The following is a 22255-nucleotide window of genomic DNA, read 5'->3' as shown; positions in this document are numbered from 1 at the left end:
TCGACATCCCTATCAACTGACAGACCGCTATCGCGAGCAGGCTCGCTCCCACAGGGTCTTGTGTCTTGCCCTGGCTTTTGCCGCTCCCACAAGGGTTTTGTGTCTTGATTGAGGGAGAATGGGCCAAACGCCAGCGTTTATGGCAAACTTCGCGGCTATAAATGCCGGTCCCGTGGTTTTGAGCTTCAATTCCCCGGGCGGATCGGAATAAAGCGATGCCAGGTCTGCTTCCCAGGATGGGAAAAGACCCTTTGCGTATTGGTACGTTGGTGCCAATGCTTTCTGCCTGAACAGATCAGAGACACGACCATGCATAACGTCGTCATCAGTGGCACCGGCCTGTATACCCCGGCCAACAGCATTTCCAATGAAGAGCTGGTGCAATCCTTCAACGCCTACGTCGCGCAGTTCAATGCCGACAACGCCGAAGCCATCGAGCGCGGTGAAATCGAGGCGTTGACCGAATCCAGCGCGGCGTTTATCGAGAAAGCTTCCGGTATCAAGAGCCGCTTTGTCATGGACAAGGACGGTATCCTCGACCCGCAACGCATGACCCCACGCCTGCCCGAGCGCTCCAATGAGCAATGGTCGGTGCTCTGCGAAATGGCCATCGGCGCCGCGAAACAGGCGCTGGAGCGCGCCGGCCGTACCGTCGCCGACATCGATGGGGTGATCGTCGCCTGTTCCAACTTGCAACGCGCGTACCCGGCCATCGCCATCGAAGTCCAGGAAGCCCTGGGCATCGAAGGTTTCGGTTTCGACATGAACGTGGCTTGCTCCTCGGCGACGTTCGGCATCCAGGCCGCGGCCAACAGCGTGCAACTGGGCCAGGCTCGGGCGATCCTGATGGTCAACCCCGAAGTGTGCACCGGCCATCTGAACTTCCGTGACCGCGACAGCCACTTCATCTTCGGCGACGCGGCCACCGCCGTGATCATCGAGCGGGCGGACCTGGCGACCTCGCCGCATCAGTTCGATGTGGTCAGCACCAAGCTGCTCACCAAGTTCTCCAACAACATCCGCAACAACTTCGGCTTCCTCAACCGCGCCGCGGAAGAGGGCATCGGCACCCGTGACAAGCTGTTCGTCCAGGAAGGCCGCAAGGTGTTCCGCGATGTCTGCCCGATGGTGGCCGAGCTGATTGGCGCTCATCTGGAAGAAAACCAGTTGAACGTCGAGCAAGTGAAGCGCTTCTGGCTGCACCAGGCCAACCTGAGCATGAACCACCTGATCGTGCGCAAGCTGCTGGGACGCGAAGCCACTGAAGAGGAAGCCCCGGTGATCCTCGACCGCTATGCCAACACCAGCTCGGCGGGTTCGGTGATTGCGTTCCACCTGAACCAGGATGACTTGCCCAGCGGCTCGGTGGCGGTACTCAGTTCGTTTGGGGCGGGGTATTCGATTGGTAGCGTGATCCTGCGCAAACATTGATCCAGTTGTTAGCGGATTTATTGTGGCGAGGGGATAATTCCCCTCGCCACAATAGTGTCAGGCATATGAGAGCTTGAATGACTACCACCAACGACACCCAACTGCTCCAACGCTTGCTGGCGGGGGAGCAGCGCGCCTACAAGGAACTGGTCAGCACCTACCAGAGCCCGATGCGCGCGGTCGCCTATGCCATCGTTGGCAGTCGCCATGCCGACGAAGTGGTGCAGGACGCCTGGCTGTCCGTGGTGCGCAACCTCAGTGGTTTCCAGGGCCGCTCCAGCCTCAAGACCTGGTTGCTGACCATCACAGCCAACGCTGCCAAGGGGCGCTACAAGCAGAACCGTCGCGAGGTGCTGCTCGACGACCTGCCATCGCCCCATGGCACGCTCGGCGATGATCGCTTCGCCGCCGATGGCCACTGGTTGCTGGCGCCGTTCGCCTGGCACCAGGACACGCCGGAAGCGTTGCTGACAGAGAGCGAATTGCGCGATTGCCTCGAGCACACACTGCTCAGCCTGTCGGAACTGCAAGGCAGCGTGTTGACCTTGCGCGAACGCCAGGGGCTGGAGCTGGAAGAAATTTGTAATCTTCTGGGGATCTCACTCTCTAACGTACGTGTGCTGTTGCATCGTGCCCGGCTGAAGGTCTTCGCGACCGTGGAACATTTCGAGGAGACCGGCGAATGCTGACCTGCAAGGAACAAGTGGCACGCTCCAGCGATTATCTCGACGGTCAATTGAGCTTTCGCGAACGCCTGATGGTGCGTCATCACCTGATGTTCTGCCCCAACTGCCGACGTTTCATTCGCCAGATGAAGCTGATGCAGGCCACCCTCAGAAAGCTCCCAGAGCCGCCCGTTCCCGACCTGGATCACCTCGCCGAAAAACTCGCCGCCGAGCGCCGCCGGCATTCGCGCTGAACCTTGAGTCACCACCACACCCTGTGGGAGCGAGCCTGCTCGCGATGAGGCCGTGTCAGTCGACATCCCCGTCAACTGACAGACCGCTATCGCGAGCAGGCTCGCTCCCACAGGGGGCGGCTGAACGAAAAAAGCCTGGCGTTGCTGAATCGGACGGATGATGGGACCGATGCAGCAACGTCAGGCTGTAAGATGCGCGTCGGGCTTCCTTGCCCGAGCTGTAGAGCAGTGATCAGAACTTCGCTTCAGCATCCAGTTGCAGGGTGTTGATCTTCGAGTCCTTCAGCGTGGCGTTGGTGTAGTCGGAATCGGCCATGAAGTACGTCGCGCCGAGCGAGAAGTTCTTGTCCAGTTCGTAGCTCGCTTTCAGCTTGCTGCCACGCGAACCGGTGAAGCCGTTGGCGAAGTCGGAGTCGGTGAAGGCACCGACCACGGCGTTACGCTGTACGTCGCGATAGTTGTAGTCCAGGCCGAAGCCGAAGACTTTGGTCTTGGCACCCACCAGCCAGCCCATGTCCTGATCGTTGCTGGCGTCCTTGTTGTTGACCACTTGGCCGTACAGCGACAGTGGCATTGGCAGGCCGCCGATGTCGAGCTGGCCAAAACCTTCGTACAGCTTGAATTGCTCGTTCGCGCTGTTGCCGTTGATGGCCAGGCGGCAGTTGTTGGCCGAGCAGGTGTTGTTGATGTCGTTGTCGTTATCGTAGGCGTAGATACTGCCACCCAGGGTCATTTTCAGGTTGTCAGTGATCGCGAAGCGAGCGCCCAACTGACCTGCGTACAGGCGCAGGTCGTGACGGAATTGTTTGCCTTCGCCGTCCACGTTGTCTTTGAGGGTGTAGTGGCCGGCGCTGCCGAACAACTCGGTGCTGGCGCCCAACGGGTATTTATAGGAGGCCGACAGACCTTCCGGGCTGATGTCGCTATCCCAGATGATGTCGCCCATGCTCACCCACTGTTGTGGCATCTTGCCGCCAACGAGGTGCAGGTTCTTGATGGCGTCCGGGTGGTAGTCGACGTAGCCCTGGTCCAGCCACAGGTCTTTCTTGGTGAAGTTGTTGTCCAGGCTCTGGTTGGTGGAGCGCGAATCGTTGTCGCTGCCGGTGGCGATGCGGATGCCGGTGTCCACTTGCGGGTTGATTTCGCTGTAGGCACCCAGGCGAACACGGATACGTTGGCGATCCTGGTCACCGGTGTTCGAGACGCCGTCGTTCTTCACGGTTTCCTGACGGAAGCGCACGTCACCTTTGAACTGGGTCTTGGCGGCCCAAGCCAGTTTCTGGTCGAAGGAGCTCAGCTCGTTGGTCTTCTTCGCGGTCGCGGCGATCTGTTCGTTGGTCTCCTGCTGAGCCTGGCGAGCGATTTGTTGCTCCTTTTGATCCCGGGCCAGTTCGGCTTGCAGTTCGGTGTACTGCGCGGTGGTAATCGAACCGTTGGCCTTGAGCATGTCGAGCAGTTTGGCGTCGACTGCGGCGCTGGCCGGTACACTCATGGCCAGCAACAGACCGCCACACAGGGCCGCCGCAGTTTTTGTGGAAGCAAGACGCATATCAATCTCCGAAGGATGAGAGAGGATGACGGATCATCCAAGACACAACCGACCGTTGAAGGACGGAAACGGTGACGGGCTGTTAGAACCCGGCGCTCTAAAAACAGGCGCCAGTATCGCGATGGTTTATGACAGGGCGGTGGCAATGTGATGGCGCATCGGTGACGTTTCGGTGTCGTTCTGAACTTTTCTGAGCGAGCCTTGTCGACGTCGCGGGGTGTGGAACTCACGGCGATAAGCGATACTTGCCAGGCTCTGAATCGCGAAGTGGAGAAGAATCGATGTCGTTGCAGCGCCTGCACAGACTGTCTGAAATAGCGCCACACACCTGGGATGCCCTGGTACCGCAGAGCCAGCCGTTTCTGTGCCACGCCTTCCTCAGCGCGTTGGAGGACAGCGGCAGTGTCGGTGCGCATTCCGGATGGCAGCCCGAGCATCTGTTGCACACGGACGGTGACCGGCTGATCGCCGCGTTGCCCAGTTATCGCAAGTGGCATTCCTACGGCGAATACGTGTTCGATCATGGCTGGGCGGACGCTTGCGAGCGTGTCGGCATCGACTATTACCCGAAGCTGCTGACCGCTGTGCCGTTCAGTCCTGTCAGCGGGCCGCGTCTACTGGCGGCTACGGTCGAGGACGGTTTTGAGTTGCTCAAGAGTTTGCCGGGCTACCTGGAAATCGAGGGGCTTTCCAGTGCCCACATCAACTTCACGGATTCCTTCACCGACACGGCGCTGGCCGGGCAAGAGGGCTGGATGCAGCGGATCGGTTGCCAATACCACTGGCACAATCGCGACTATCGGGACTTCCAGGATTTTCTCGACGTGCTCAGTTCCCGCAAGCGCAAGCAGATGCGCAAGGAGCGCGAACAGGTGGCGGGGCAGGGCATCGACTTCGAATGGTTCGAGGGGCATCAACTGGACGAGGCACAGTGGGATTTTGTCTACGCCTGCTACGCCAACACCTACGCCGTGCGTCGACAGGCACCGTACCTGACCCGGACATTTTTCAGCCTGCTGGCCGAGCGCATGCCCGAGGCCATTCGCGTGGTGCTGGCCAAGCAAGGATCGCGGCCGGTGGCGATGGCGTTCAGTCTGGTAGGGGGCGACAGTTTCTACGGGCGTTACTGGGGCTGCCTGGCGGAATTCGACCGCCTGCACTTTGAAACCTGTTTCTACCAAGGCATGGATTACGCGATTGCCCAAGGCTTGCAGCGATTCGATGCCGGCGCCCAGGGCGAGCACAAATTGATTCGCGGTTTCGAACCGGTGATTACCCGGTCATGGCATTACTTGCGCCATCCCGGGTTGAAAGCGGCGGTGGCGGATTTCCTCAACCGGGAACACGAGGGGGTGTTGGCGTATGCCGAGGAGGCGAGGACGGCGTTGCCGTATCGGCAGTGCTGAGGTTTCTGGCTGATACCCCCACCTGTGGCGAGGGAGTAAGCTCCCTCGCCACAGGTGGTTGAGTCAGGTTTCAGTCAATCCCCACAAACCCGCCCGTCTGATGCTGCCACAATCGCGCGTACAACCCGCCATGGGCCAGCAGTTCGGCATGGCTGCCGGTTTCGGCGATGCGGCCGTTTTCCAGCACCACCAGCCGGTCCATCCGGGCGATGGTCGAGAGGCGGTGGGCGATGGCGATCACGGTCTTGCCTTGCATCAGCGTCTCGAGGCTTTCCTGGATCGCCGCTTCCACTTCCGAGTCGAGTGCTGACGTCGCTTCGTCCATGATCAGGATCGGTGCATCCTTGAGCAGCACCCGGGCAATGGCGATGCGCTGGCGCTGGCCGCCGGAGAGTTTCACGCCGCGTTCCCCCACATGGGCGTCGAAGCCGGTGCGGCCCTGGGCGTCCGACAGCAGCGGGATGAACTCATCGGCACGAGCCTTGCGCACGGCTTCCCAGAGCTGTGCGTCGGTGGCGTCGGGCTTGCCGTAAAGCAGGTTGTCGCGAATCGAGCGGTGCAGCAGCGAGGTGTCCTGGGTGATCATGCCGATCCGTTCGCGCAGGCTCTCCTGGCTCACCTCGGCGATGTCCTGGCCGTCGATGAGGATCCGCCCGCCCTCGACGTCATAAAGACGCAGCAGCAGGTTGACCAGGGTGGATTTTCCCGCGCCGGACGGGCCGATAAGACCGATCTTTTCCCCGGGCTTGATCACCAGGTTCAGGTCGCCGATCACACCGCTCTTCTTGCCATAGTGGAAATCCACATGCTCGAAGCGCACTTCACCCCGGCCCACGGCCAATGGCCTGGCGTGCTCGCGGTCGGTGACGCTGACCGGTTGGGCGATGGTCTGCAGGCCGTCCTGGACCATGCCGATGTTTTCGAAGATGCCGTTGACCACCCACATGATCCAGCCGGACATGTTGACGATACGGATCACCAGTCCGGTCGCCAGGGCAATGGCACCGACGCTGATCAGCGACTGGGTCCACAACCATAGCGCCAGGCCGGTGGTGCCGACGATCAACAGCCCGTTCATGCTGGTGATGACCACATCCATGCTGGTCACCACGCGGCCGGCCAGCTGGGCTTTTTCGGTCTGCTCCTGGATGGCTTCGCGAGCGTATTGCTGTTCGAAATGAGTGTGGGCGAACAGCTTCAGCGTGGTGATGTTGGTGTAGCCGTCGACGATCCGGCCCATGAGCTTGGAGCGGGCATCGGACGACACCACCGAGCGCTCTTTGACTCGTGGCACGAAGTAATAGAGCGAGCCGATGTAGGCGGCGATCCACAACAGCAGGGGAATCATCAGGCGCCAGTCGGCTTCGGCGAACAGCACCAGCGAGCTGATGGCATAGATCAGCACGTGCCACAATGCGTCCACGGCCTGCACCGCCGAATCCCGCAGGGAGTTGCCGGTCTGCATGATGCGCTGGGCAATGCGCCCGGCGAAGTCGTTCTGGAAAAAATTCAGGCTCTGCTTGAGCACATAGCTGTGGTTCTGCCAGCGGATCAGGCTGGTCATGCCGGGGCTCAGGGTCTGGTGCACCAGCAGGTCATGCAGGGCCACGAAAATGGGCCGCAGGATCAGTGCCACCACGGCCATCCACGCCAGTTCCAGGCCATGGACCTTGAAGAAGTCGACGTTGGGCGTGCCTTGGGCCAGGTCGATGATGCGACTCAGGTAGCTGAATAGCGCCACCTCGATCAGTGCGCCGATCAGGCCCACCACCAACAGCGCAGCGAAGCTCGGCCAGACTTGTCTCAGGTAATACGTGTAGAAGGGCAGGACGCGGTTCGGTGGGGCCGAGCTCGGTGCGTCGCGGAAGATGTCGATCAGCTTTTCGAAACGGCGATAAACCATGGTAAACAGCCCGGGCGGGGCTCTCCTTTTTTGCTGTGAGCGGCGCGGGATCGCCGTCGCCGCTCAGGCTTGCCCTGTACCGTCAGTTAGTCGATGCGCTTGGCCGACTTGATGATCACAGGGTCGATCGGCACATTTTGCATGCCTTGTTTGGTGGTGGTCTGGGAGTTGACGATGATGTCCACCACGTCCATGCCCTTGACCACTTTGGCGAACACGGCGTAACCGGCGTCACGGCCCGGGTCGAGGAATGCGTTGTCAGCCACGTTGATGAAGAACTGGCTGGTGGCCGAGTTCGGATCGGAAGTGCGGGCCATCGACAAGGTGCCGCGAACGTTGTGCAGGCCGTTGCTGGCTTCGTTCTTGATCGGCGCCTTGGTGTCTTTTTGTTGCATCTGCTGGGTGAAGCCACCGCCCTGGGCCATGAAGCCCGGGATCACGCGGTGGAAAATCGTATTGTTGTAGAAACCGCTGTCCACGTATTCGAGGAAGTTCTTGGTACTGATGGGGGCCTTGACCGGGTCCAGTTCGATTTCGATCTGGCCGTTGGTGGTGTCCAGCAGCACGTGGGGCGCTGGCGCGGCCATCAGGTTGGCGGCGAACAGAACGGAGCCGGCGGCGAGGGCGATTTTTTTCAGCATGGGGTCATTGATCCTGGGTGGTGGAATCGACTGCAGTCAAAAAGTCGAGCAGGGTTTGATTGAAGCGTTCAGGTTGGTCCAGCGGGGTAGCGTGCCTTGAATCGGTGAAGACCACCAGCCGTGCATCGGGCAGCAGTTTTACATAGGCTTCTTTCACTGCCACCGGCGTGTAGTCGTGGTCGGCGCAGATGACGAGGGTTGGACAGGCCACCTGCGAAAGTCGTTCCTGGACACCCCAGCCCACGACGGCATCGAAGCTGGCGAGATAAGCATGTTTGTCGTTTTTTGCCCAGCGCCGGGCCATTTCAAAGCGTAAATCCGCCTGTTCAGGTTTGGGAAACAGCTTGGCCCCCAGAGCCTTGCCGATGGTCTCCAGGCTAAGGATACGCATCAGGCTCCAGCGCTTGAACCACTGCCAGCAGTCGTCCAGGGTGCGGATCTTGACTTGCGGCGCGCTGTTGACGATGCACAGGCTCTTGACCCGCCCGGGCTCATCCACCGCCAACTGAAAGGCGATCATGCCGCCCATGGACCAGCCCACCAGGTGCACCGGGCCCAGGCGCAGGTGTTCGATCAGGGCAATCAGGTCGGCGCTGAAACCTTCAATGCTGTAGGGACCGCGGGGTTTATCGGAGCGTCCGTGGCCGCGCACATCCACCACGATCAGGCGGTAATGGGCGGACAACACCGGGATCTGTTTTTCCCAATCCAGGGTGCTGGAGCCCAGCCCATGGACCAGCAGCAGGGGGGCGCCGTGGCCGTATTCCTCGTAGTGCAGATTGCAGTCTTCGTGTGCGAAATAGGCCATGGCGAACTCCTTGTCAGGCTTGTTCAGGGGCGGCGAACGGCGCATCCAGCGGCGCGGTATCGAAGGTGCGCAGCAGTTCGATGAGGATCTGCGTGGCCGGGCCCAGGGGTTTTTCCTTGTTCGAATACAGGTAGAAACTCGGGTTGCGGCTGCCGCCCTGATCCAAGGGTAGCCGCTTGAGCGTGCCTTCCCGCAGTTCCCGCTCGATCATGTGCCGGGGCAGCCAGGCGAAGCCCAGGCCGCTGCCGACGAAGGTCGCGGCGGTAGCGAGGCTGCCGACCGTCCAGCGTTGCTCGGCACCGAGCCAGCCCACGTCCCGGGGTTGCTGGCGACCGGAATCACGGATCACCACTTGCAACTGGCTTTCCAGGTCCTGGAACGTCAGCTCGCGATTGAGTCGATGCAACGCGTGTTCGGGATGGGCCACCGCGACGAACTCCACGTCGCTCAGCTCCGCCCCGAGGTAGCCGGGGATGCTGAAGCCAACGATGGCCAGGTCAGCGACGCCTTCGAGCAACACCTCTTCCACGCCTGACAGCACTTCCTCACGCAGGCGTACCCGGCAGCCGCGGCTTTGCGGCATGAACGCCGTCAGGGCCCGGACGAGGCGGGCACTGGGGTAGGCGGCGTCGACCACCAGCCGTACTTCCGCTTCCCAGCCTTGTTCCATGTGATGAGCCAGGTCTTCCAATTGGCTGGCCTGTTTCACCAGTTGCCGGGAGCGCCGCAACAGCACGCCGCCGGCCTCGGTCAGCACCGCTTTGCGTCCATCGATGCGCAGCAAGGGTACGCCGAGCTGATCCTGCATGCGGGCCACGGTATAGCTCACCGACGATTGGGAGCGGTGCAACACGTCGGCGGCCTGGGCGAAACCACCGTGGTCCACCACGGCCTGCAACGTTCGCCATTGATCAAGGGTCACGCGGGGCGCTTTCATATTGAGCTCCTCTTGTCCTAAGCTGGCGGTCCCTTGGTGGAGACAGCCGAATGAAGAAAATCTGTTGTGCAGTGCTGGCCCTGTTGCCGCTGACTGCGTTCGCGTACCCGATCGATGTGGAAAAACACCTCGACGGCCTGAGCATCGACTACACCGCCTACGACACTGACGCCGACATCGGCTCCATCCAGGTCAACAACTACGGCAGCACCGACGCGGCCTGCACCGTGGTGTTTCGCAACGGTCCGGAAGCCCCTCGTACCCGCAAGATCGAGGTGGCCGCCGGCAAGTTCAAGAACGCCACCGCCAAGTTCAACCGCAACATCATCAAGCTGCGCATCGAGCTGACCTGTAAGCCAAAGTAAGCTGAACCTGGGACGTCTGTTCAGCTTATAAACGAATTTATCGATGCTTTGCAGCAAATATTTGCGCTTTTTCATCGATATAGTCCCTATTAATCTCTGCTCCATCGACTGACAACTCATTCAGATGGAGCCTACATCCCATGTCCCGCGTTCTGATCATTGAAAGCAGTGCCCGCCAGCAAGACTCGGTTTCCCGTCAACTGACCCAGACTTTCATCAAGCAGTGGAAAGCCGCTCACCCGGCCGATGAAATCAACGTCCGCGACCTCGCCGTCAATGCCGTGCCTCATCTGGACGCCAACCTGTTGGGTGGCTGGATGAAGCCCGCCGAGCAGCGCAACGACATCGAGAACGCTTCGCTGGAGCGCTCCAACCAACTGACCGATGAGCTGTTGGCCGCCGATGTACTGGTGATGGCCGCGCCGATGTACAACTTTGCCATCCCCAGTACTTTGAAAGCCTGGCTCGACCACGTGCTGCGTGCCGGGGTGACTTTCAAGTACACCCCCACCGGTCCCCAGGGTCTGCTGACCGGCAAGCGGGCTTTCGTCCTGACCGCTCGCGGCGGCATCCACGCCGGTGGCAGCTCCGATCACCAGGAACCCTACCTGCGCCAGGTCATGGCCTTCATCGGTATCCACGACGTGACCTTCATCCATGCCGAAGGCATGAACCTGGGCGGTGACTTCCAGGAGAAGGGCTTGAATCAGGCCAACGCCAAACTGTCCCAAGTCGCCTGACTTGTTAATCCTCGGGTAATCGTCGGGTGGTCTAGTGGCCTGGCGATTCCCTTCAAACCGTTTCGCGCATCGAACCTCCCTTTGCACTTATTGCTCCTGAGTGCAGTAGCCCGATTGAACGCATTGGCGAGATCGGGCTTTTTTTTGAGAATGGTTTTTAACCAGTCTTCACTCTATGCTGGGCGGACAGAATGGAGGCTGTGGACGATGTTCAGACTCAGGCGCAAAACATGGGCGTTACTTCTGGCCTACATCTTAGGGGTCAGTGGCTATATCTATTACCTCTATGTCGAGACCCAGGGGATCCTGACCGACAATATCAATAGCAAACTGCTGCATGCTGCGCTGGGCGCTTCGGCCATCCTCGGTGACGGCTATCATGACAACCTGATCGACAAACAATCCAAATCGCCGGCGCAAGACTGGGACGCCATTCAGCGGCTTTCCAGTTTCAATGAGTCAATGGGCACCGCCTTTGTCTACAGCGTGATCAAGCGCGATGGAAAGGCGTATCTGATCAGTTCCAGCGCATCGAAGAAAGAAATCGAGGAAAAGAACTTCGTGCGTTTCTTCGACCCTTATCCCGATGCCAGCCAGGCGTTACTCGACAGCTTCGAGCGCAGCGAGCCTACCTGGATCGACTACTCGGATCATTGGGGGGACTTTCGTGCGGTCTTCGTTCCGATGAAGTCGAAGGACGGTACGGTTTATGTGGCGGGGGCGGAGATGACGTTGGCGGATTACTACCACCAACTCAATCAGGATTCGCTGCACCATATCATTCTTGCCATTCTGGTTTTTCTCGCCTTCAGCCTTTTCCGCACCCGTGCGCATCTCCAGCAGTTGCAAACGAACGAACGGATATTGAATGAGGCAAAGAATGCCGCCGAGGAAGCGGACCGTTCAAAAACCAGATTTCTCGCCACCATGAGCCATGAGATCCGTACCCCCATGTACGGTGTTATCGGTGCAACCGAGTTGCTGGCACGTTCATCCCTGACTGTCGAGCAGAACAGCCTCCTGAAAACGATTCAAACCAGCGGACGAAGCTTGCTTTCGCTGATCGACAACGTGCTCGATCTGGCAAAAATCGAGGCGGGTAAACTTGAGTTGAAACCTCGTGTATTTGAATTGCGGAGCCTGGTTTCATCCAGCGTTGAAATCATCCAGCAGAGCATCAAGGACAAGCCGATCGTCATCGAGACGCAGGTTTCTGCGAGCGTACCTCATTGGGTTAAAACCGATCTCGATTGTCTGCGTCAGGTATTGATCAATTTGCTGGGCAACGCGATCAAGTTCACCGAAAGCGGAAAAGTATCGCTCACGGTCACGACGAGTGGACACGACGCTGGAGTCTGGCTCGACTTTTCCATACACGATACCGGCATAGGCATCCCCGAAGAGCGGCAAGGCAGTCTGTTCGAGCCCTTCGTTCAGCTTAAAGGCACCGTCAGTCAACGTTTTACCGGGAGTGGCCTCGGTCTTTCAATCTGCAAGAAACTGGTCGAAGCCCAGCAGGGGACTTTATCTTTTACCAGCCAATCGGGTGTCGGTTCGACGTTCTCTTTCTCGCTCCCTATGGAGCCTTTTCGAGGCTCGGAAATCCCCTTGGATGACGAGCATGCTGCAGTGGATTTCGACTCATATTTCGCCACGCGTTACCCGCTCGATATCCTGCTGGTAGAGAACCATCCAGTGAATCAGAAAGTGGCCATGGCGATGCTGGAAGCGCTGGGGTATGTCTCTGATCTTGCCTCCGATGGCCTGGAGGCGGTCAGTCGCTGTGCGACGTCGATGCCAGAGGTCATTCTCATGGACATCAACATGCCTGTGATGGATGGGGTGGAAGCGATCCGCAAGATCCGTGCGCTGCCCCAGGGCGATGCTTGTTACATCGTTGCTTTTACCGCGAGTGTTTTTTCCTATGAGGTCGAACGTTTCAGGGCCGCCGGTGCCGATGACATTCTAACCAAGCCGGCAAATTTCCAGGCCGTGACCCGCGTGTTTCAGCGTGCAGCCAATGATCGGCAGCAACGCCAGGTTCGCACGCCGGCGGTGGATGAAGTGTCCTGTTGAAGTGGGTTTGGGGTGAACGCCTTTCACTGATCCGGCAAAAACCGCTATCTTCGCCGCCTTCCGAAACGAGGGGCGTATGGGCTATCTACTTTTTGTGACATTGATCCAGGCATTTTCCTTCAGCCTGATCGGCGAATACCTGGCCGGGCACGTGGACAGTTATTTCGCGGTGCTGGTCCGGGTGCTGCTGGCCGGGTTGGTATTCATTCCACTGACCCGATGGCGCCAGGTTGAAGCGTCGTTCATGCGCGGCATGCTGTTGATTGGCGCCTTGCAGTTCGGCGTGACTTACGTCTGCCTGTACCTGAGTTTCCGGGTGTTGACGGTGCCCGAGGTGCTGCTTTTCACCATCCTCACGCCGCTGCACGTCACCTTGATCGAAGACGCGTTGAACCGTCGTTTCAATCCTTGGGCACTGGTCGCTGCACTGGTGGCCGTGGCCGGAGCGGCGGTGATTCGCTATGACCGGATCAATCCGGATTTCTTCATGGGCTTCTTGCTGCTGCAACTGGCCAACTTCACCTACGCGGCCGGGCAGGTGTTGTACAAGCATCTGGTGGCCCGCCACCCGAGCGACCTGCCGCACTACCGGCGTTTCGGCTACTTCTACCTCGGTGCGCTGGCGGTGGCGTTGCCGGCGTTTCTACTGTTCGGCAAGGCCAATTTCTGGCCTGAAGCGCCGTTGCAATGGGGCGTGTTGGTGTTTCTTGGCCTCGTCTCCACTGCACTGGGGCTGTACTGGTGGAACAAGGGCGCCTGCCTGGTCCAGGGCGGAACCTTGGCGGTGATGAACAATCTGCACGTGCCTGTAGGGCTGTTGTTGAACCTGCTGATCTGGAACCAGCACGAGGCATTGGGCCGGTTGTTCCTGGGCGGCGGTGTCATTCTGCTTGCGGTGTGGATCAGTCGGTTGAGCCTGCGCAAGCCGCAGCCTGTCTAGTCGCCAGTTGTTCGACCAGGAAGTCGATGAAGGCCCGGGTTTTCTGTGGCAGGCGCCGGGCTGACGAATACACCGCGTTGATGCTGATCGCCGGCGCTTGCCATTCGCACAGCACCGGCACCAGCCGCCCGGCCGCCAGAGCGTCTTCCACAATGAAATCGGGCAACAGCGCAATGCCCATGCCGGCCTCGGCGGCCTGCGCCAGCAAGTCGCCGTTGTTGACGTGCAAGGGGCCGGTGACATTGACCCGTTGCGTCTCCTTGCCATTGCTCAATTGCAGGCTCACGCCACTTTGCAGGTAGCCGTAGTTGAGGCACTGGTGGGTGCGCAGGTCCTGGGGCGTCTGCGGGACGCCCGCACGGCTGAGATAAGCCGGGGCGGCAACCATGATGCGCGGCGCCGGCGCCAGTTGCCGGGCGATCATGGTCGAGTCGGGCATGCTGGCGATGCGGATGGTCACGTCGAAACCGCCGCGCACCGGATCGACCTGCTGGTCGCTGAGTACCACTTGCAGCTCGATGTTCGGATGCCGCTCATGGAACAGCGGTATCAGCTTGCCCAGCCGTCGCAAGCCGAACGACATCGGCGCGTTGACCCGCAACACCCCGCGTAACTCACCGATCCCATCCCGTGCCCGCTGCTCGGCCTCATCCAGGGCCGCCAGGACCTCCCGAGCCGCTTCGAAATACTCGGCGCCCGCTTCGGTGAGATGCAGGCTGCGCGTGGTGCGTTGCAGCAGTTGCACACCGATGGCTTCTTCCAGCGCTTGAATCTGCTTGCTGACCTTCGACCTCGGCACGTCCATGGCCCGGGCGGCTGCCGCGAAACCGTTCTCGCCCACGGTGACGACGAACGCGCGCATGCATTCGATGCGATCCATGATTGTTCCTTTTTTAGAATCAATGATTCTCGATTTTAGGTAATTGTCCCTTTTTTGGCTAGCCCCTAAAGTACACCCATGCCGACGACATCACCGCTGAAGCGAACGTCGACAAACCCTAACCGATTGAAATTTCGACATTAAAAAGGAACACACCATGTCTATCCGCGAACTGCTGAACCCAACCAACTCCGCCCTGATCCTGATCGACCACCAGCCACAAATGGCCTTCGGCGTACAGTCGATCGACCGTCAAACCTTGAAGAACAACACCGTCGGCCTGGCCAAGGCAGCGAAGATCTTCAACGTACCGACGATCTACACCTCGGTCGAAACCGAAAGCTTCAGCGGCTACATCTGGCCTGAGTTGTTGGCAGTCCACCCGGATCAGAAGCCTATCGAGCGTACTTCGATGAACTCCTGGGAAGACAAGGCGCTGGTTGACGCGGTGAAAGCCACCGGCCGCAAGAAACTGATCATCGCGGCGCTGTGGACCGAGGTCTGCCTGACCTTCCCGGCACTTGAAGCACTGGCTGAAGGCTACGAGGTCTACATCGTCACCGACGCCTCGGGCGGCACCAGCAAAGAAGCGCACGACATGTCGGTGCAGCGGATGATTCAAGCCGGTGCGGTGCCGGTGACCTGGCAACAAGTGCTGCTGGAATTCCAACGTGACTGGGCACACAAAGAGACTTACGAAGCGGTGATGGGGCTGGTACTGGAACACAGCGGCGCTTATGGCATGGGCGTGGACTACGCCTACACCATGGTGCACAAGGCTCCGCAGCGTCAGGTCAAGTAACCAGCAGATAGCTACAACCCCTGTGGGAGCGAGCCTGCTCGCGATAGCAATCAATCAGACGACATCGATGTCGACTGGTATTGCCAATCGCGAGCAGACTCGCTCCCACATGGGTTTGTGGTGTTCATGACTTTTGGCTATGACACGTGACCTGTGGAAGCCGAGCTTGCTCGCGATGACGGCGGCACATTCAAAATGGATGTTGACTGACCCACTGCATTCGCGAGCAGGCTCGCTCCCACAGGGGTTTGTGGTGTTCATGACTTTTGGCTATGACACGTGACCTGTGGGAGCCCAGCTTGCTCGCGATGACGGCGGCACATTCAAAATGGATGTTGACTGACCCACTGCATTCGCGAGCAGGCGCGCTCCCACATGGGTTTGTGGTGTTCATGACTTTTGGATATGACACGTGACCTGTGGGAGCCCAGCTTGCTCGCGATGACGGCGGCACATTCAAAATGGATGTTGACTGACCCACTGCATTCGCGAGCAGGCGCGCTCCCACATGGGTTTGTGGTGTTCATGACTTTTGGATATGACACGTGACCTGTGGGAGCCGAGCTTGCTCGCGATGACGGCGTCATATTCAAAGTGGATGTTGACTGACCCACCGCCATCGCGAGCAAGCTAGGCTCCCACAAGGATCGGTGGTGAATTCAGATCACCTGCTTCTGCTCCTCCGGAATATGACTTGCGCCCAACATCGCCGGCAGCAACCCTGAACGCAAATCCATGCCACTGGGCTGTTGATACAGGTTCAAGCCGAACTCCGGCATCACCGCCAGCAAATAGTCGAAAATATCCCCTTGGATGCGTTCGTAGTCGGCCCATGCGGTGGTGCGGGTAAAGCAGTAGATTTCCAGCGGGATGCCCTGGGCCGTGGTTTGCATCTGGCGGACCATGCAGGTCATGTTCGGCTGGATTTCGGGGTGGCTCTTCAAGTAAGCGAGGGCATAGGCCCGGAAGGTGCCCAGGTTGGTCATCCGGCGACGGTTGGCCGACATCGCCGCAACGTTGCCCTGGGCTTCGTTCCAGGCCTTGAGCTCGGCTTGCTTGCGGCTGATGTAGTCGGTCAGCAGACGAACATGGGTCAGGCGCTGTTCTTCCTCGTCATGCAGGAAGCGCACGCCGCTGGCGTCGATGAACAGGCTGCGCTTGATCCGTCGTCCGCCGGATTGCTGCATGCCGCGCCAGTTCTTGAACGACTCGGACATCAGCCGCCAGGTCGGGATCGAGACGATGGTCTTGTCGAAGTTCTGCACCTTGACCGTGTGCAGCGTGATGTCCACCACATCACCGTCGGCGCCGACCTGGGGCATTTCGATCCAGTCGCCGACTCGCAGCATATCGTTGCTGGTCAATTGCACGCTGGCGACGAACGACAACAGGGTGTCCTTGTACACCAACAGGATCACCGCCGACATCGCACCCAGGCCTGACAGCAGCAATAACGGCGAACGGTCGATCAGAGTCGCGACGATGATGATTGCGCTGAATACGTACAGCACCATTTTCGTCAGTTGCACGTACCCCTTGATCGAGCGGGTCCGGGCGTGTTCGGTGCGGGCGTAGACATCCAGCAGGGCGTTGAGCAGGGCGCTGAGGGTCAGCATCAGGAACAGAACGGTGAAGGCCGTGGCGACATTGCCGAGGAACACCAGGCTGGTCTTGCTGAGCCCGGGTACCAGGGGCAGGCCGAACTGGATGAGCAGCGAGGGCGTCATCTGTGCCAGGCGATGGAAGACCTTGTTGTGGCGCAGGTCGCTGACCCAATGCAGGGCCGGCTGGCGACCGAGCAGCTTGGCGCCGTGCAGGATCAGGTAACGTGCCACGCGTCCGAGCACCAGGGCAATGGTCAGCAGCAACATCAGGGCGAGGCCGGTATGCAGGAGCGGGTGCTGGTCGAGGGCTCCCCAGAGGTCTTGGATGTTGAACCAGAGCTGTTTGATGTCCATGGGCGAAACGGGTCTTCTATTGGAATGCGACGAGGGATTAGAGCATTTAAGCCTGCCGAAGTGACTGTTGATGGCGAGTCGGCCGTGAAAAAAGCCACTGATTGTCGCCGTTTGCATAAAGAAACTCGGCCTTCGCGCTCGAAACCGTTACCCTATGCAGCTGTTTTTTTGCATTTCTTCGAGGTAGCACCCGTGTTTTCCGAATTCGCCCTGCACGAACGCCTGCTCAAAGCCGTGGCCGAGCTTAAATTTGTCGAGCCAACGCCGGTGCAGGCAGCGGCCATTCCGCTCGCGCTCCAGGGGCGTGACCTGCGGGTGACGGCGCAGACCGGCAGCGGCAAGACCGCCGCATTCGTGTTGCCGATCCTCAACCGCCTGATCGGCCCGGCCAAGGTCCGTGTCAGCATCAAGACCCTGATCCTGCTGCCAACCCGTGAACTGGCCCAGCAGACCTTGAAGGAAGTGGAGCGTTTCTCGCAATTTACCTTCATCAAGTCCGGCCTGATCACCGGCGGCGAAGATTTCAAGGTCCAGGCCGCCATGCTGCGCAAGGTGCCGGACATCCTGATCGGTACGCCGGGGCGGATGATCGAACAACTGAACGCCGGCAACCTCGATCTGAAGGAAGTCGAAGTGCTGGTGCTGGACGAAGCCGACCGCATGCTCGACATGGGCTTTGCCGAAGACGTGCAGCGCCTGGTGGACGAATGCGCCAACCGCCAGCAGACCATGCTGTTCTCCGCCACCACCGGCGGTTCGGGCCTGCGGGAAATGGTCGCCAAGGTGCTGAACAACCCAGAGCACTTGCAGCTCAACGCGGTCAGCCAACTGAACTCCACCACCCGCCAGCAGATCATCACCGCGGATCACAACCAGCACAAAGAACAGATCGTGAACTGGTTGCTGGCCAACGAAACCTACGAAAAAGCCATCGTGTTCACCAACACCCGCGCCATGGCTGACCGCATCTATGGTCGCCTGGTGGCGCAGGAATACAAGGCGTTCGTGCTGCACGGTGAGAAGGACCAGAAGGACCGCAAGCTGGCGATCGATCGCCTCAAGCAGGGCGGTGTGAAGATCCTCGTGGCCACCGACGTCGCCGCGCGCGGCCTGGACGTGGATGGCCTGGACATGGTCATCAACTTCGACATGCCTCGCAGCGGCGACGAATACGTGCACCGCATCGGCCGTACCGGTCGCGCCGGCAACGATGGCCTGGCGATCTCGCTGATCTGCCACGGCGACTGGAACCTGATGTCGAGCATCGAGCGCTACCTCAAGCAGAGCTTCGAGCGCCGCACCATCAAGGAAGTCAAAGGCACCTACGGCGGACCGAAAAAGGTCAAGGCCTCGGGCAAGGCCGTGGGCGTGAAGAAGAAAAAGGTCGACGCCAAGGGCGACAAGAAGAAAACCGCCGCCAAGGCCCCGACCAAGCGCAAGACCGCCAACCGCCCGAAGACCGACGCTCCGGCGCTGGTCAGCAAGGACGGCATGGCCCCGCTCAAGCGTCGCAAGCCGCAAGCGCCAGCGGCTGAGTGAATCGGCCGTAAGGCTGCATAAAAGAACCGGACCTTGGGTTAATGCCAGTCAGTTAAGGATCAAATGGCACAACCCCTGTGGGAGCAAAGCTTGCTCGCGATAGCGACAGATCAGTCAACGTTGTTGCTGACTGACTTACCGCAAGCGCGAGCAAGCTTTGCTCCCACAGGTTTGTGGCGTAACTGATCGGCATTAGAACCTTGGGTCCGGTTTTTTTATGCGTATTCGCCAAGCAATCAACCTGCCTTCTTCCCCGCATCCTTCAATTCCTCCAGGCGCTTATCAATCAACTGGCACTTGTCCGGCACGTCCTTGCTGGCGGTTTCCAGATCCATGGCCTGCAGCTCATCATTCATTTCCTTGGCCTTGGCCGGGTTCTGTTGGGTGAGCTTGCTCACTGCCTGAGCGAGCTGTTCACGCTTGGCGGTGGCTTCTTCGGGCGTACAGGTGGCCCAGACGGGCAAGGCGCAGATGAGCGTGGTAGCAAGGGTGAATTTCAGGAGGTTTTTCATGGTGTGGGCCTCGTATTCCTTGTTGGGCAGGTAAGGGGTTGAGGCCGATGTCGGGTGGAAAGTTCACTGACCGCACTTCTTTTCAGAATGAGCCTGGCCGTTATTAAACACTCGTCTACCATGGAAAAAACGACCGTTAGCGTTGCGCCTGCAACGCTGGGCCGCTCCTTGGAAAAGGATTATTCAAAGGAATGAAAGCTATGGCGCTTAGAGCGGTATTCAGTCGGCTGTTGTTGTGCCTGTGCAGCGTGTTCGTGGTCTCATCGACTTATGCGGAAAGCGTAATCATTGCCACGCCGCAACGAGGTGTGGGGATCGAAGTGGATGTATTCGACAGTCCTGATGCTATCAATGGAAAGCCGTCTGCGACCAGCAGTGTGCCAGCCACTTCGGTTGGGTTGTTTACACCCGCAGTGCAGTCGTTCAAAGGCAAGCTGTATATGTTCTGGGTCAGTGACAGTGATACCGCTCATATCTATTTTTCCACTTCGGTGGAAGGAAATAATTGGTCTTCTCCACAGACCATCCCCGTACCCAACCTCTTGGGTAATGTTTCAGTAACGGTGTTCAAGCAAAAGCTGATACTGACCTTTACCGGCCAAGCTCAAGTAAATAGCATCAGCTCGGAAGATGGCATGAACTGGTCCAACGTCAGTCCTATCACAGCCTCCAGTGATGCCGCCTATAACAGTCCTGTGGTGTACAACGGGCAATTGTTTGTCTTCTACTGCGAGGAGGACGACAGCACTGTTTATTACGTGACTTCGGACGACGGTCTTCAGTGGAGCCAGCCAAGTCTCGGATTCAAGGAAAACGCTTACAGGATCCTGAGCATAGTGCCGGTGGTTTATAACGGTGAGCTGTTGCTCTACTACTCTTATGATATTGGCCATTTGGCCGTACGTGCCTACGACCGCAGTGCTCATTGGGGCGATGAGCAAACGCTGTCGGGTATAGCCAATGAGCTTCTGTTGAGCCGCGCAACAATGATCGGCAACCGCATTTTTATCAGCAGTGGCACTAATACGTTCGCTTCAACCGACGGGGTCAACTGGAGTCCCTATTTTTCCAGGACGCTCGGGGATTTGACGGGCGCGCCGGGACTGGGTGTTTCCTATGCCATTACCACGGGCGATCTGACGACGGACAACCCGCAGCTGCCTGCGGACCTGGCGACGGGGCTCAGCCATACCGACTATGCAACCTTCGCCTGGCGGAGCTTTTTCGCCCTGAACAATACGGCCAAGACTCCGTTGCCGGCTAACCGTGGCGTCGGCAATCCCGACAGCAGCTTTGCCGATTCGGGCAAGGCCTCACAATCCCCCAACCCCTTGTTGTGGCAAACCTTCGCTCACCGTACCGAGCTGTTTCCGGCGGCAAAGGAGCAAAAGAATTCTGCAGGCGGTCCTATACGTCCATTTGGTTCCGCTCCGCAATACAGCTACATCCAGTTCCCCAACGGAGCACCCTTGGCGGCAGGCGCCACCTATGCCCATTACAACAATCTGGACGAGGCGACCCAGATAGGGCAGAACGCGATATTTTTCCCGGTCAACCCGCCGAATGCGGCGAAGACAGGAAGCGACTATGCCCCTTCGAACGACAGCCAGATCCTGTTCGAGGCCAAGGCCAACCCCGTCGTTTACGAGTATGCGCGAACCTTGAGCGATTTTCCGGGCCATATTGTGCTGCCCGACGGCGCGCTGGAGGTCAAGGCGGCATGGCGCAAACTGGCAGACATTCCGGTGCAGAATCGCGCTCGCTACCACACGGCGACGGTGGTGACCTATCAGGGCAAGGACGATGCGCCGGTGGCGCACAATGAAGACTATGCGCTGGTCGCTCTGCATATCATCCACAAGACGCCCAACTACCCGACTTTCATATTCGCCACGTTCGAGCACGAGGATGCCCTGACCTTGTCCGATGGCAAGTCACCGAGCGGCCTTTATTACATCGCCAACTACAACGAGATTGCCTACCCCGGTCTCGATACTACAAACAATCCTCCGACCGCCACTTTCTCTGACGGCAACAAAACCTATACGGTTTCTTTGCCGAACGCGGGTCTCGTCGCCACTTCGAAGAATCCTGGCGTCTACTCCAACAGCAACGGGATTCCCGAAGGACAGGCCGGCCCGATCCGTGTGGTGCAACCGCCGACCATTTATTCCGAAGTTGAAGCGGTGAACAACCGGGTCAGACAGCTCATGGACGGCAGCAGTGAGTTCAACAATTCGGTCTGGAAGCACTATCGGCTTAAAGGTGTGCAAGCCATCCCGTCGAGCACTCAAACCGACCCGGATTACTACCTGGCCAATATCATGGTCGAAAGCAGCCAGCCGGGGATCCAGCTGTTTCGTGGCAGCAACGTATTCCCGATTCGGAATGACAACACCCTGACCAATGCCCGCAACCAACCAAACATCAATGTGCCGGATTATGACCACAGTACCCAAAGCCTGACCATGGGCGGCTGCATGGGGTGCCACGGCATTGCCCAGAGTTCGCTGAAACAAGGTTTCAGTTTTCTGTTCGACGCCATCAATCCTATGCTCGGTAATAAACAAACCGGCTTTGCGAACCCGGAGACCGTAGGCTTGCCGGACCCGCGGACGATGAAGGAACGGGCCTTGAAATACTCTTTCGGTCCCCGGAATAGGGAGGCTATTGAGAAGGAGGCAAGTAGCAGACAAACACCTTGAGCGGTGAAGCGCGCAAGCACGGATAACCCCGCCTGCTGAAGCGGGCACCGCGCGCTTCGAAAAAAACCGGACGCTGGGTCTAATGCCACTCAGTTAAGCCACAAACCTGTGGGAGCAAAGCTTGCTCGCGATTGCGGTAAGTCA

The 22255-nt window shown here is 59.0% G+C and carries 19 protein-coding genes; 11 read left to right on the top strand and 8 right to left on the bottom strand.

Going from position 1 to position 22255, the window contains the following annotated elements; translation table 11 throughout:
* Positions 1-309 precede the first annotated feature (309 nt).
* The 3 genes from ACODTO_RS27925 to ACODTO_RS27915 all read left to right on the top strand — a co-directional run bounded on the left by ACODTO_RS27925 (position 310) and on the right by ACODTO_RS27915 (position 2350).
* The gene (locus tag ACODTO_RS27925) at positions 310-1431 is read left to right on the top strand and encodes a beta-ketoacyl-ACP synthase III (protein WP_024780430.1); all 1122 of its coding nucleotides are present in this window, start codon (positions 310-312) and stop codon (positions 1429-1431) included.
* Between the two features lie 77 nt (positions 1432-1508).
* Complete coding sequence (locus tag ACODTO_RS27920; RefSeq protein ID WP_175362495.1) at positions 1509-2120, top strand: RNA polymerase sigma factor; 612 nt, start codon at positions 1509-1511, stop codon at positions 2118-2120.
* Entirely contained in the window at positions 2114-2350 is a 237-nt protein-coding gene (locus ACODTO_RS27915) for an anti-sigma factor family protein (RefSeq protein ID WP_024780432.1), read from the top strand. The genes ACODTO_RS27920 and ACODTO_RS27915 overlap by 7 nt, the downstream gene beginning before the upstream one ends.
* 232 nt (positions 2351-2582) lie before the next feature.
* On the opposite strand, the gene ACODTO_RS27910 is transcribed toward ACODTO_RS27915, so the two are convergent.
* Positions 2583-3899 (bottom strand): putative porin, encoded by a 1317-nt coding sequence (locus ACODTO_RS27910; RefSeq protein ID WP_041020176.1) that lies wholly within the window; start codon positions 3897-3899, stop codon positions 2583-2585.
* A 281-nt stretch (positions 3900-4180) separates the two neighbouring features.
* On the opposite strand from ACODTO_RS27910, the gene ACODTO_RS27905 reads away from it, so the two are divergent.
* Positions 4181-5305 (top strand): GNAT family N-acetyltransferase, encoded by a 1125-nt coding sequence (locus tag ACODTO_RS27905; protein ID WP_489107374.1) that lies wholly within the window; start codon positions 4181-4183, stop codon positions 5303-5305.
* 70 nt (positions 5306-5375) lie between these two features.
* Here the strand turns inward: ACODTO_RS27905 and ACODTO_RS27900 are convergent, their stop codons facing one another.
* The 4 genes from ACODTO_RS27900 to ACODTO_RS27885 form a co-directional block, all read right to left on the bottom strand.
* Positions 5376-7208, bottom strand: a complete 1833-nt coding sequence (locus ACODTO_RS27900) for an ABC transporter ATP-binding protein (RefSeq protein WP_489107373.1) — start codon at positions 7206-7208, stop codon at positions 5376-5378.
* Positions 7209-7294: 86 nt separating this feature from the next.
* Positions 7295-7849 carry a peptidylprolyl isomerase gene (locus tag ACODTO_RS27895; protein ID WP_041020173.1) on the bottom strand — a complete coding sequence of 185 codons (555 nt, stop codon included), beginning with the start codon at positions 7847-7849 and terminating at the stop codon, positions 7295-7297.
* A gap of 4 nt (positions 7850-7853) precedes the next feature.
* The gene (locus ACODTO_RS27890) at positions 7854-8657 is read right to left on the bottom strand and encodes an alpha/beta fold hydrolase (RefSeq protein WP_139649576.1); all 804 of its coding nucleotides are present in this window, start codon (positions 8655-8657) and stop codon (positions 7854-7856) included.
* A gap of 13 nt (positions 8658-8670) precedes the next feature.
* The gene (locus ACODTO_RS27885; protein WP_041020171.1) at positions 8671-9594 is read right to left on the bottom strand and encodes a PA3225 family LysR-type transcriptional regulator; all 924 of its coding nucleotides are present in this window, start codon (positions 9592-9594) and stop codon (positions 8671-8673) included.
* Between the two features lie 50 nt (positions 9595-9644).
* Here ACODTO_RS27885 and ACODTO_RS27880 point away from each other — a divergent pair, with 50 nt between their 5' ends.
* The 4 genes from ACODTO_RS27880 (at position 9645) to ACODTO_RS27865 (ending at position 13715) form a co-directional block, all read left to right on the top strand.
* Positions 9645-9959, top strand: a complete 315-nt coding sequence (locus tag ACODTO_RS27880; protein ID WP_139649574.1) for a 3-phosphoglycerate kinase — start codon at positions 9645-9647, stop codon at positions 9957-9959.
* 140 nt (positions 9960-10099) lie between these two features.
* Entirely contained in the window at positions 10100-10699 is a 600-nt protein-coding gene (locus ACODTO_RS27875; RefSeq protein ID WP_139649572.1) for an FMN-dependent NADH-azoreductase, read from the top strand.
* Positions 10700-10906: 207 nt separating this feature from the next.
* Positions 10907-12775 carry an ATP-binding protein gene (locus ACODTO_RS27870; RefSeq protein ID WP_139649570.1) on the top strand — a complete coding sequence of 623 codons (1869 nt, stop codon included), beginning with the start codon at positions 10907-10909 and terminating at the stop codon, positions 12773-12775.
* A 76-nt stretch (positions 12776-12851) separates the two neighbouring features.
* A complete protein-coding gene (locus ACODTO_RS27865; protein WP_139649568.1) occupies positions 12852-13715 on the top strand; it encodes a carboxylate/amino acid/amine transporter in 864 nt (287 codons plus the stop codon).
* Here ACODTO_RS27865 and ACODTO_RS27860 read toward each other — a convergent pair.
* On the bottom strand, positions 13678-14595 hold the full coding sequence (locus tag ACODTO_RS27860; protein ID WP_139649567.1) for a LysR family transcriptional regulator: 918 nt from the start codon (positions 14593-14595) through the stop codon (positions 13678-13680). The genes ACODTO_RS27865 and ACODTO_RS27860 overlap by 38 nt on opposite strands.
* 157 nt (positions 14596-14752) lie before the next feature.
* On the opposite strand from ACODTO_RS27860, the gene ACODTO_RS27855 reads away from it, so the two are divergent.
* Complete coding sequence (locus ACODTO_RS27855) at positions 14753-15397, top strand: hydrolase (protein ID WP_139649565.1); 645 nt, start codon at positions 14753-14755, stop codon at positions 15395-15397.
* A gap of 659 nt (positions 15398-16056) precedes the next feature.
* Here ACODTO_RS27855 and ACODTO_RS27850 read toward each other — a convergent pair.
* Positions 16057-17355: a mechanosensitive ion channel family protein gene (locus tag ACODTO_RS27850; RefSeq protein ID WP_489107372.1), complete on the bottom strand. Its 1299-nt coding sequence runs from the start codon at positions 17353-17355 to the stop codon at positions 16057-16059.
* Between the two features lie 192 nt (positions 17356-17547).
* On the opposite strand from ACODTO_RS27850, the gene ACODTO_RS27845 reads away from it, so the two are divergent.
* Positions 17548-18894 carry a DEAD/DEAH box helicase gene (locus ACODTO_RS27845; protein ID WP_139649561.1) on the top strand — a complete coding sequence of 449 codons (1347 nt, stop codon included), beginning with the start codon at positions 17548-17550 and terminating at the stop codon, positions 18892-18894.
* Positions 18895-19130: 236 nt separating this feature from the next.
* On the opposite strand, the gene ACODTO_RS27840 is transcribed toward ACODTO_RS27845, so the two are convergent.
* A complete protein-coding gene (locus ACODTO_RS27840; protein WP_489107371.1) occupies positions 19131-19406 on the bottom strand; it encodes a hypothetical protein in 276 nt (91 codons plus the stop codon).
* Positions 19407-19597: 191 nt separating this feature from the next.
* Between ACODTO_RS27840 and ACODTO_RS27835 the strand changes: the two genes are divergently transcribed.
* The gene (locus ACODTO_RS27835) at positions 19598-22111 is read left to right on the top strand and encodes an exo-alpha-sialidase (RefSeq protein WP_489107370.1); all 2514 of its coding nucleotides are present in this window, start codon (positions 19598-19600) and stop codon (positions 22109-22111) included.
* Positions 22112-22255: the final 144 nt, after the last annotated feature.

The sequence above is a fragment of the Pseudomonas sp. FG13 genome (assembly GCF_057809755.1).
The sequence above is the reverse complement of the archived record's forward strand: the minus strand, read 5'-3'. Positions and strand labels throughout refer to the sequence as shown.

Bases quoted from the DNA above. Each gene is read 5' to 3' on its own strand.
- ACODTO_RS27925 (WP_024780430.1), top strand. From the start codon at position 310: ATGCATAACGTCGTCATCAGTGGCACCGGCCTGTATACCCCGGCCAAC.
- ACODTO_RS27920 (WP_175362495.1), top strand. From the start codon at position 1,509: ATGACTACCACCAACGACACCCAACTGCTCCAACGCTTGCTGGCGGGG.
- ACODTO_RS27915 (WP_024780432.1), top strand. From the start codon at position 2,114: ATGCTGACCTGCAAGGAACAAGTGGCACGCTCCAGCGATTATCTCGAC.
- ACODTO_RS27910 (WP_041020176.1), bottom strand. From the start codon at position 3,899: ATGCGTCTTGCTTCCACAAAAACTGCGGCGGCCCTGTGTGGCGGTCTG.
- ACODTO_RS27905 (WP_489107374.1), top strand. From the start codon at position 4,181: ATGTCGTTGCAGCGCCTGCACAGACTGTCTGAAATAGCGCCACACACC.
- ACODTO_RS27900 (WP_489107373.1), bottom strand. From the start codon at position 7,208: ATGGTTTATCGCCGTTTCGAAAAGCTGATCGACATCTTCCGCGACGCA.
- ACODTO_RS27895 (WP_041020173.1), bottom strand. From the start codon at position 7,849: ATGCTGAAAAAAATCGCCCTCGCCGCCGGCTCCGTTCTGTTCGCCGCC.
- ACODTO_RS27890 (WP_139649576.1), bottom strand. From the start codon at position 8,657: ATGGCCTATTTCGCACACGAAGACTGCAATCTGCACTACGAGGAATAC.
- ACODTO_RS27885 (WP_041020171.1), bottom strand. From the start codon at position 9,594: ATGAAAGCGCCCCGCGTGACCCTTGATCAATGGCGAACGTTGCAGGCC.
- ACODTO_RS27880 (WP_139649574.1), top strand. From the start codon at position 9,645: ATGAAGAAAATCTGTTGTGCAGTGCTGGCCCTGTTGCCGCTGACTGCG.
- ACODTO_RS27875 (WP_139649572.1), top strand. From the start codon at position 10,100: ATGTCCCGCGTTCTGATCATTGAAAGCAGTGCCCGCCAGCAAGACTCG.
- ACODTO_RS27870 (WP_139649570.1), top strand. From the start codon at position 10,907: ATGTTCAGACTCAGGCGCAAAACATGGGCGTTACTTCTGGCCTACATC.
- ACODTO_RS27865 (WP_139649568.1), top strand. From the start codon at position 12,852: ATGGGCTATCTACTTTTTGTGACATTGATCCAGGCATTTTCCTTCAGC.
- ACODTO_RS27860 (WP_139649567.1), bottom strand. From the start codon at position 14,595: ATGGATCGCATCGAATGCATGCGCGCGTTCGTCGTCACCGTGGGCGAG.
- ACODTO_RS27855 (WP_139649565.1), top strand. From the start codon at position 14,753: ATGTCTATCCGCGAACTGCTGAACCCAACCAACTCCGCCCTGATCCTG.
- ACODTO_RS27850 (WP_489107372.1), bottom strand. From the start codon at position 17,355: ATGGACATCAAACAGCTCTGGTTCAACATCCAAGACCTCTGGGGAGCC.
- ACODTO_RS27840 (WP_489107371.1), bottom strand. From the start codon at position 19,406: ATGAAAAACCTCCTGAAATTCACCCTTGCTACCACGCTCATCTGCGCC.
- ACODTO_RS27835 (WP_489107370.1), top strand. From the start codon at position 19,598: ATGAAAGCTATGGCGCTTAGAGCGGTATTCAGTCGGCTGTTGTTGTGC.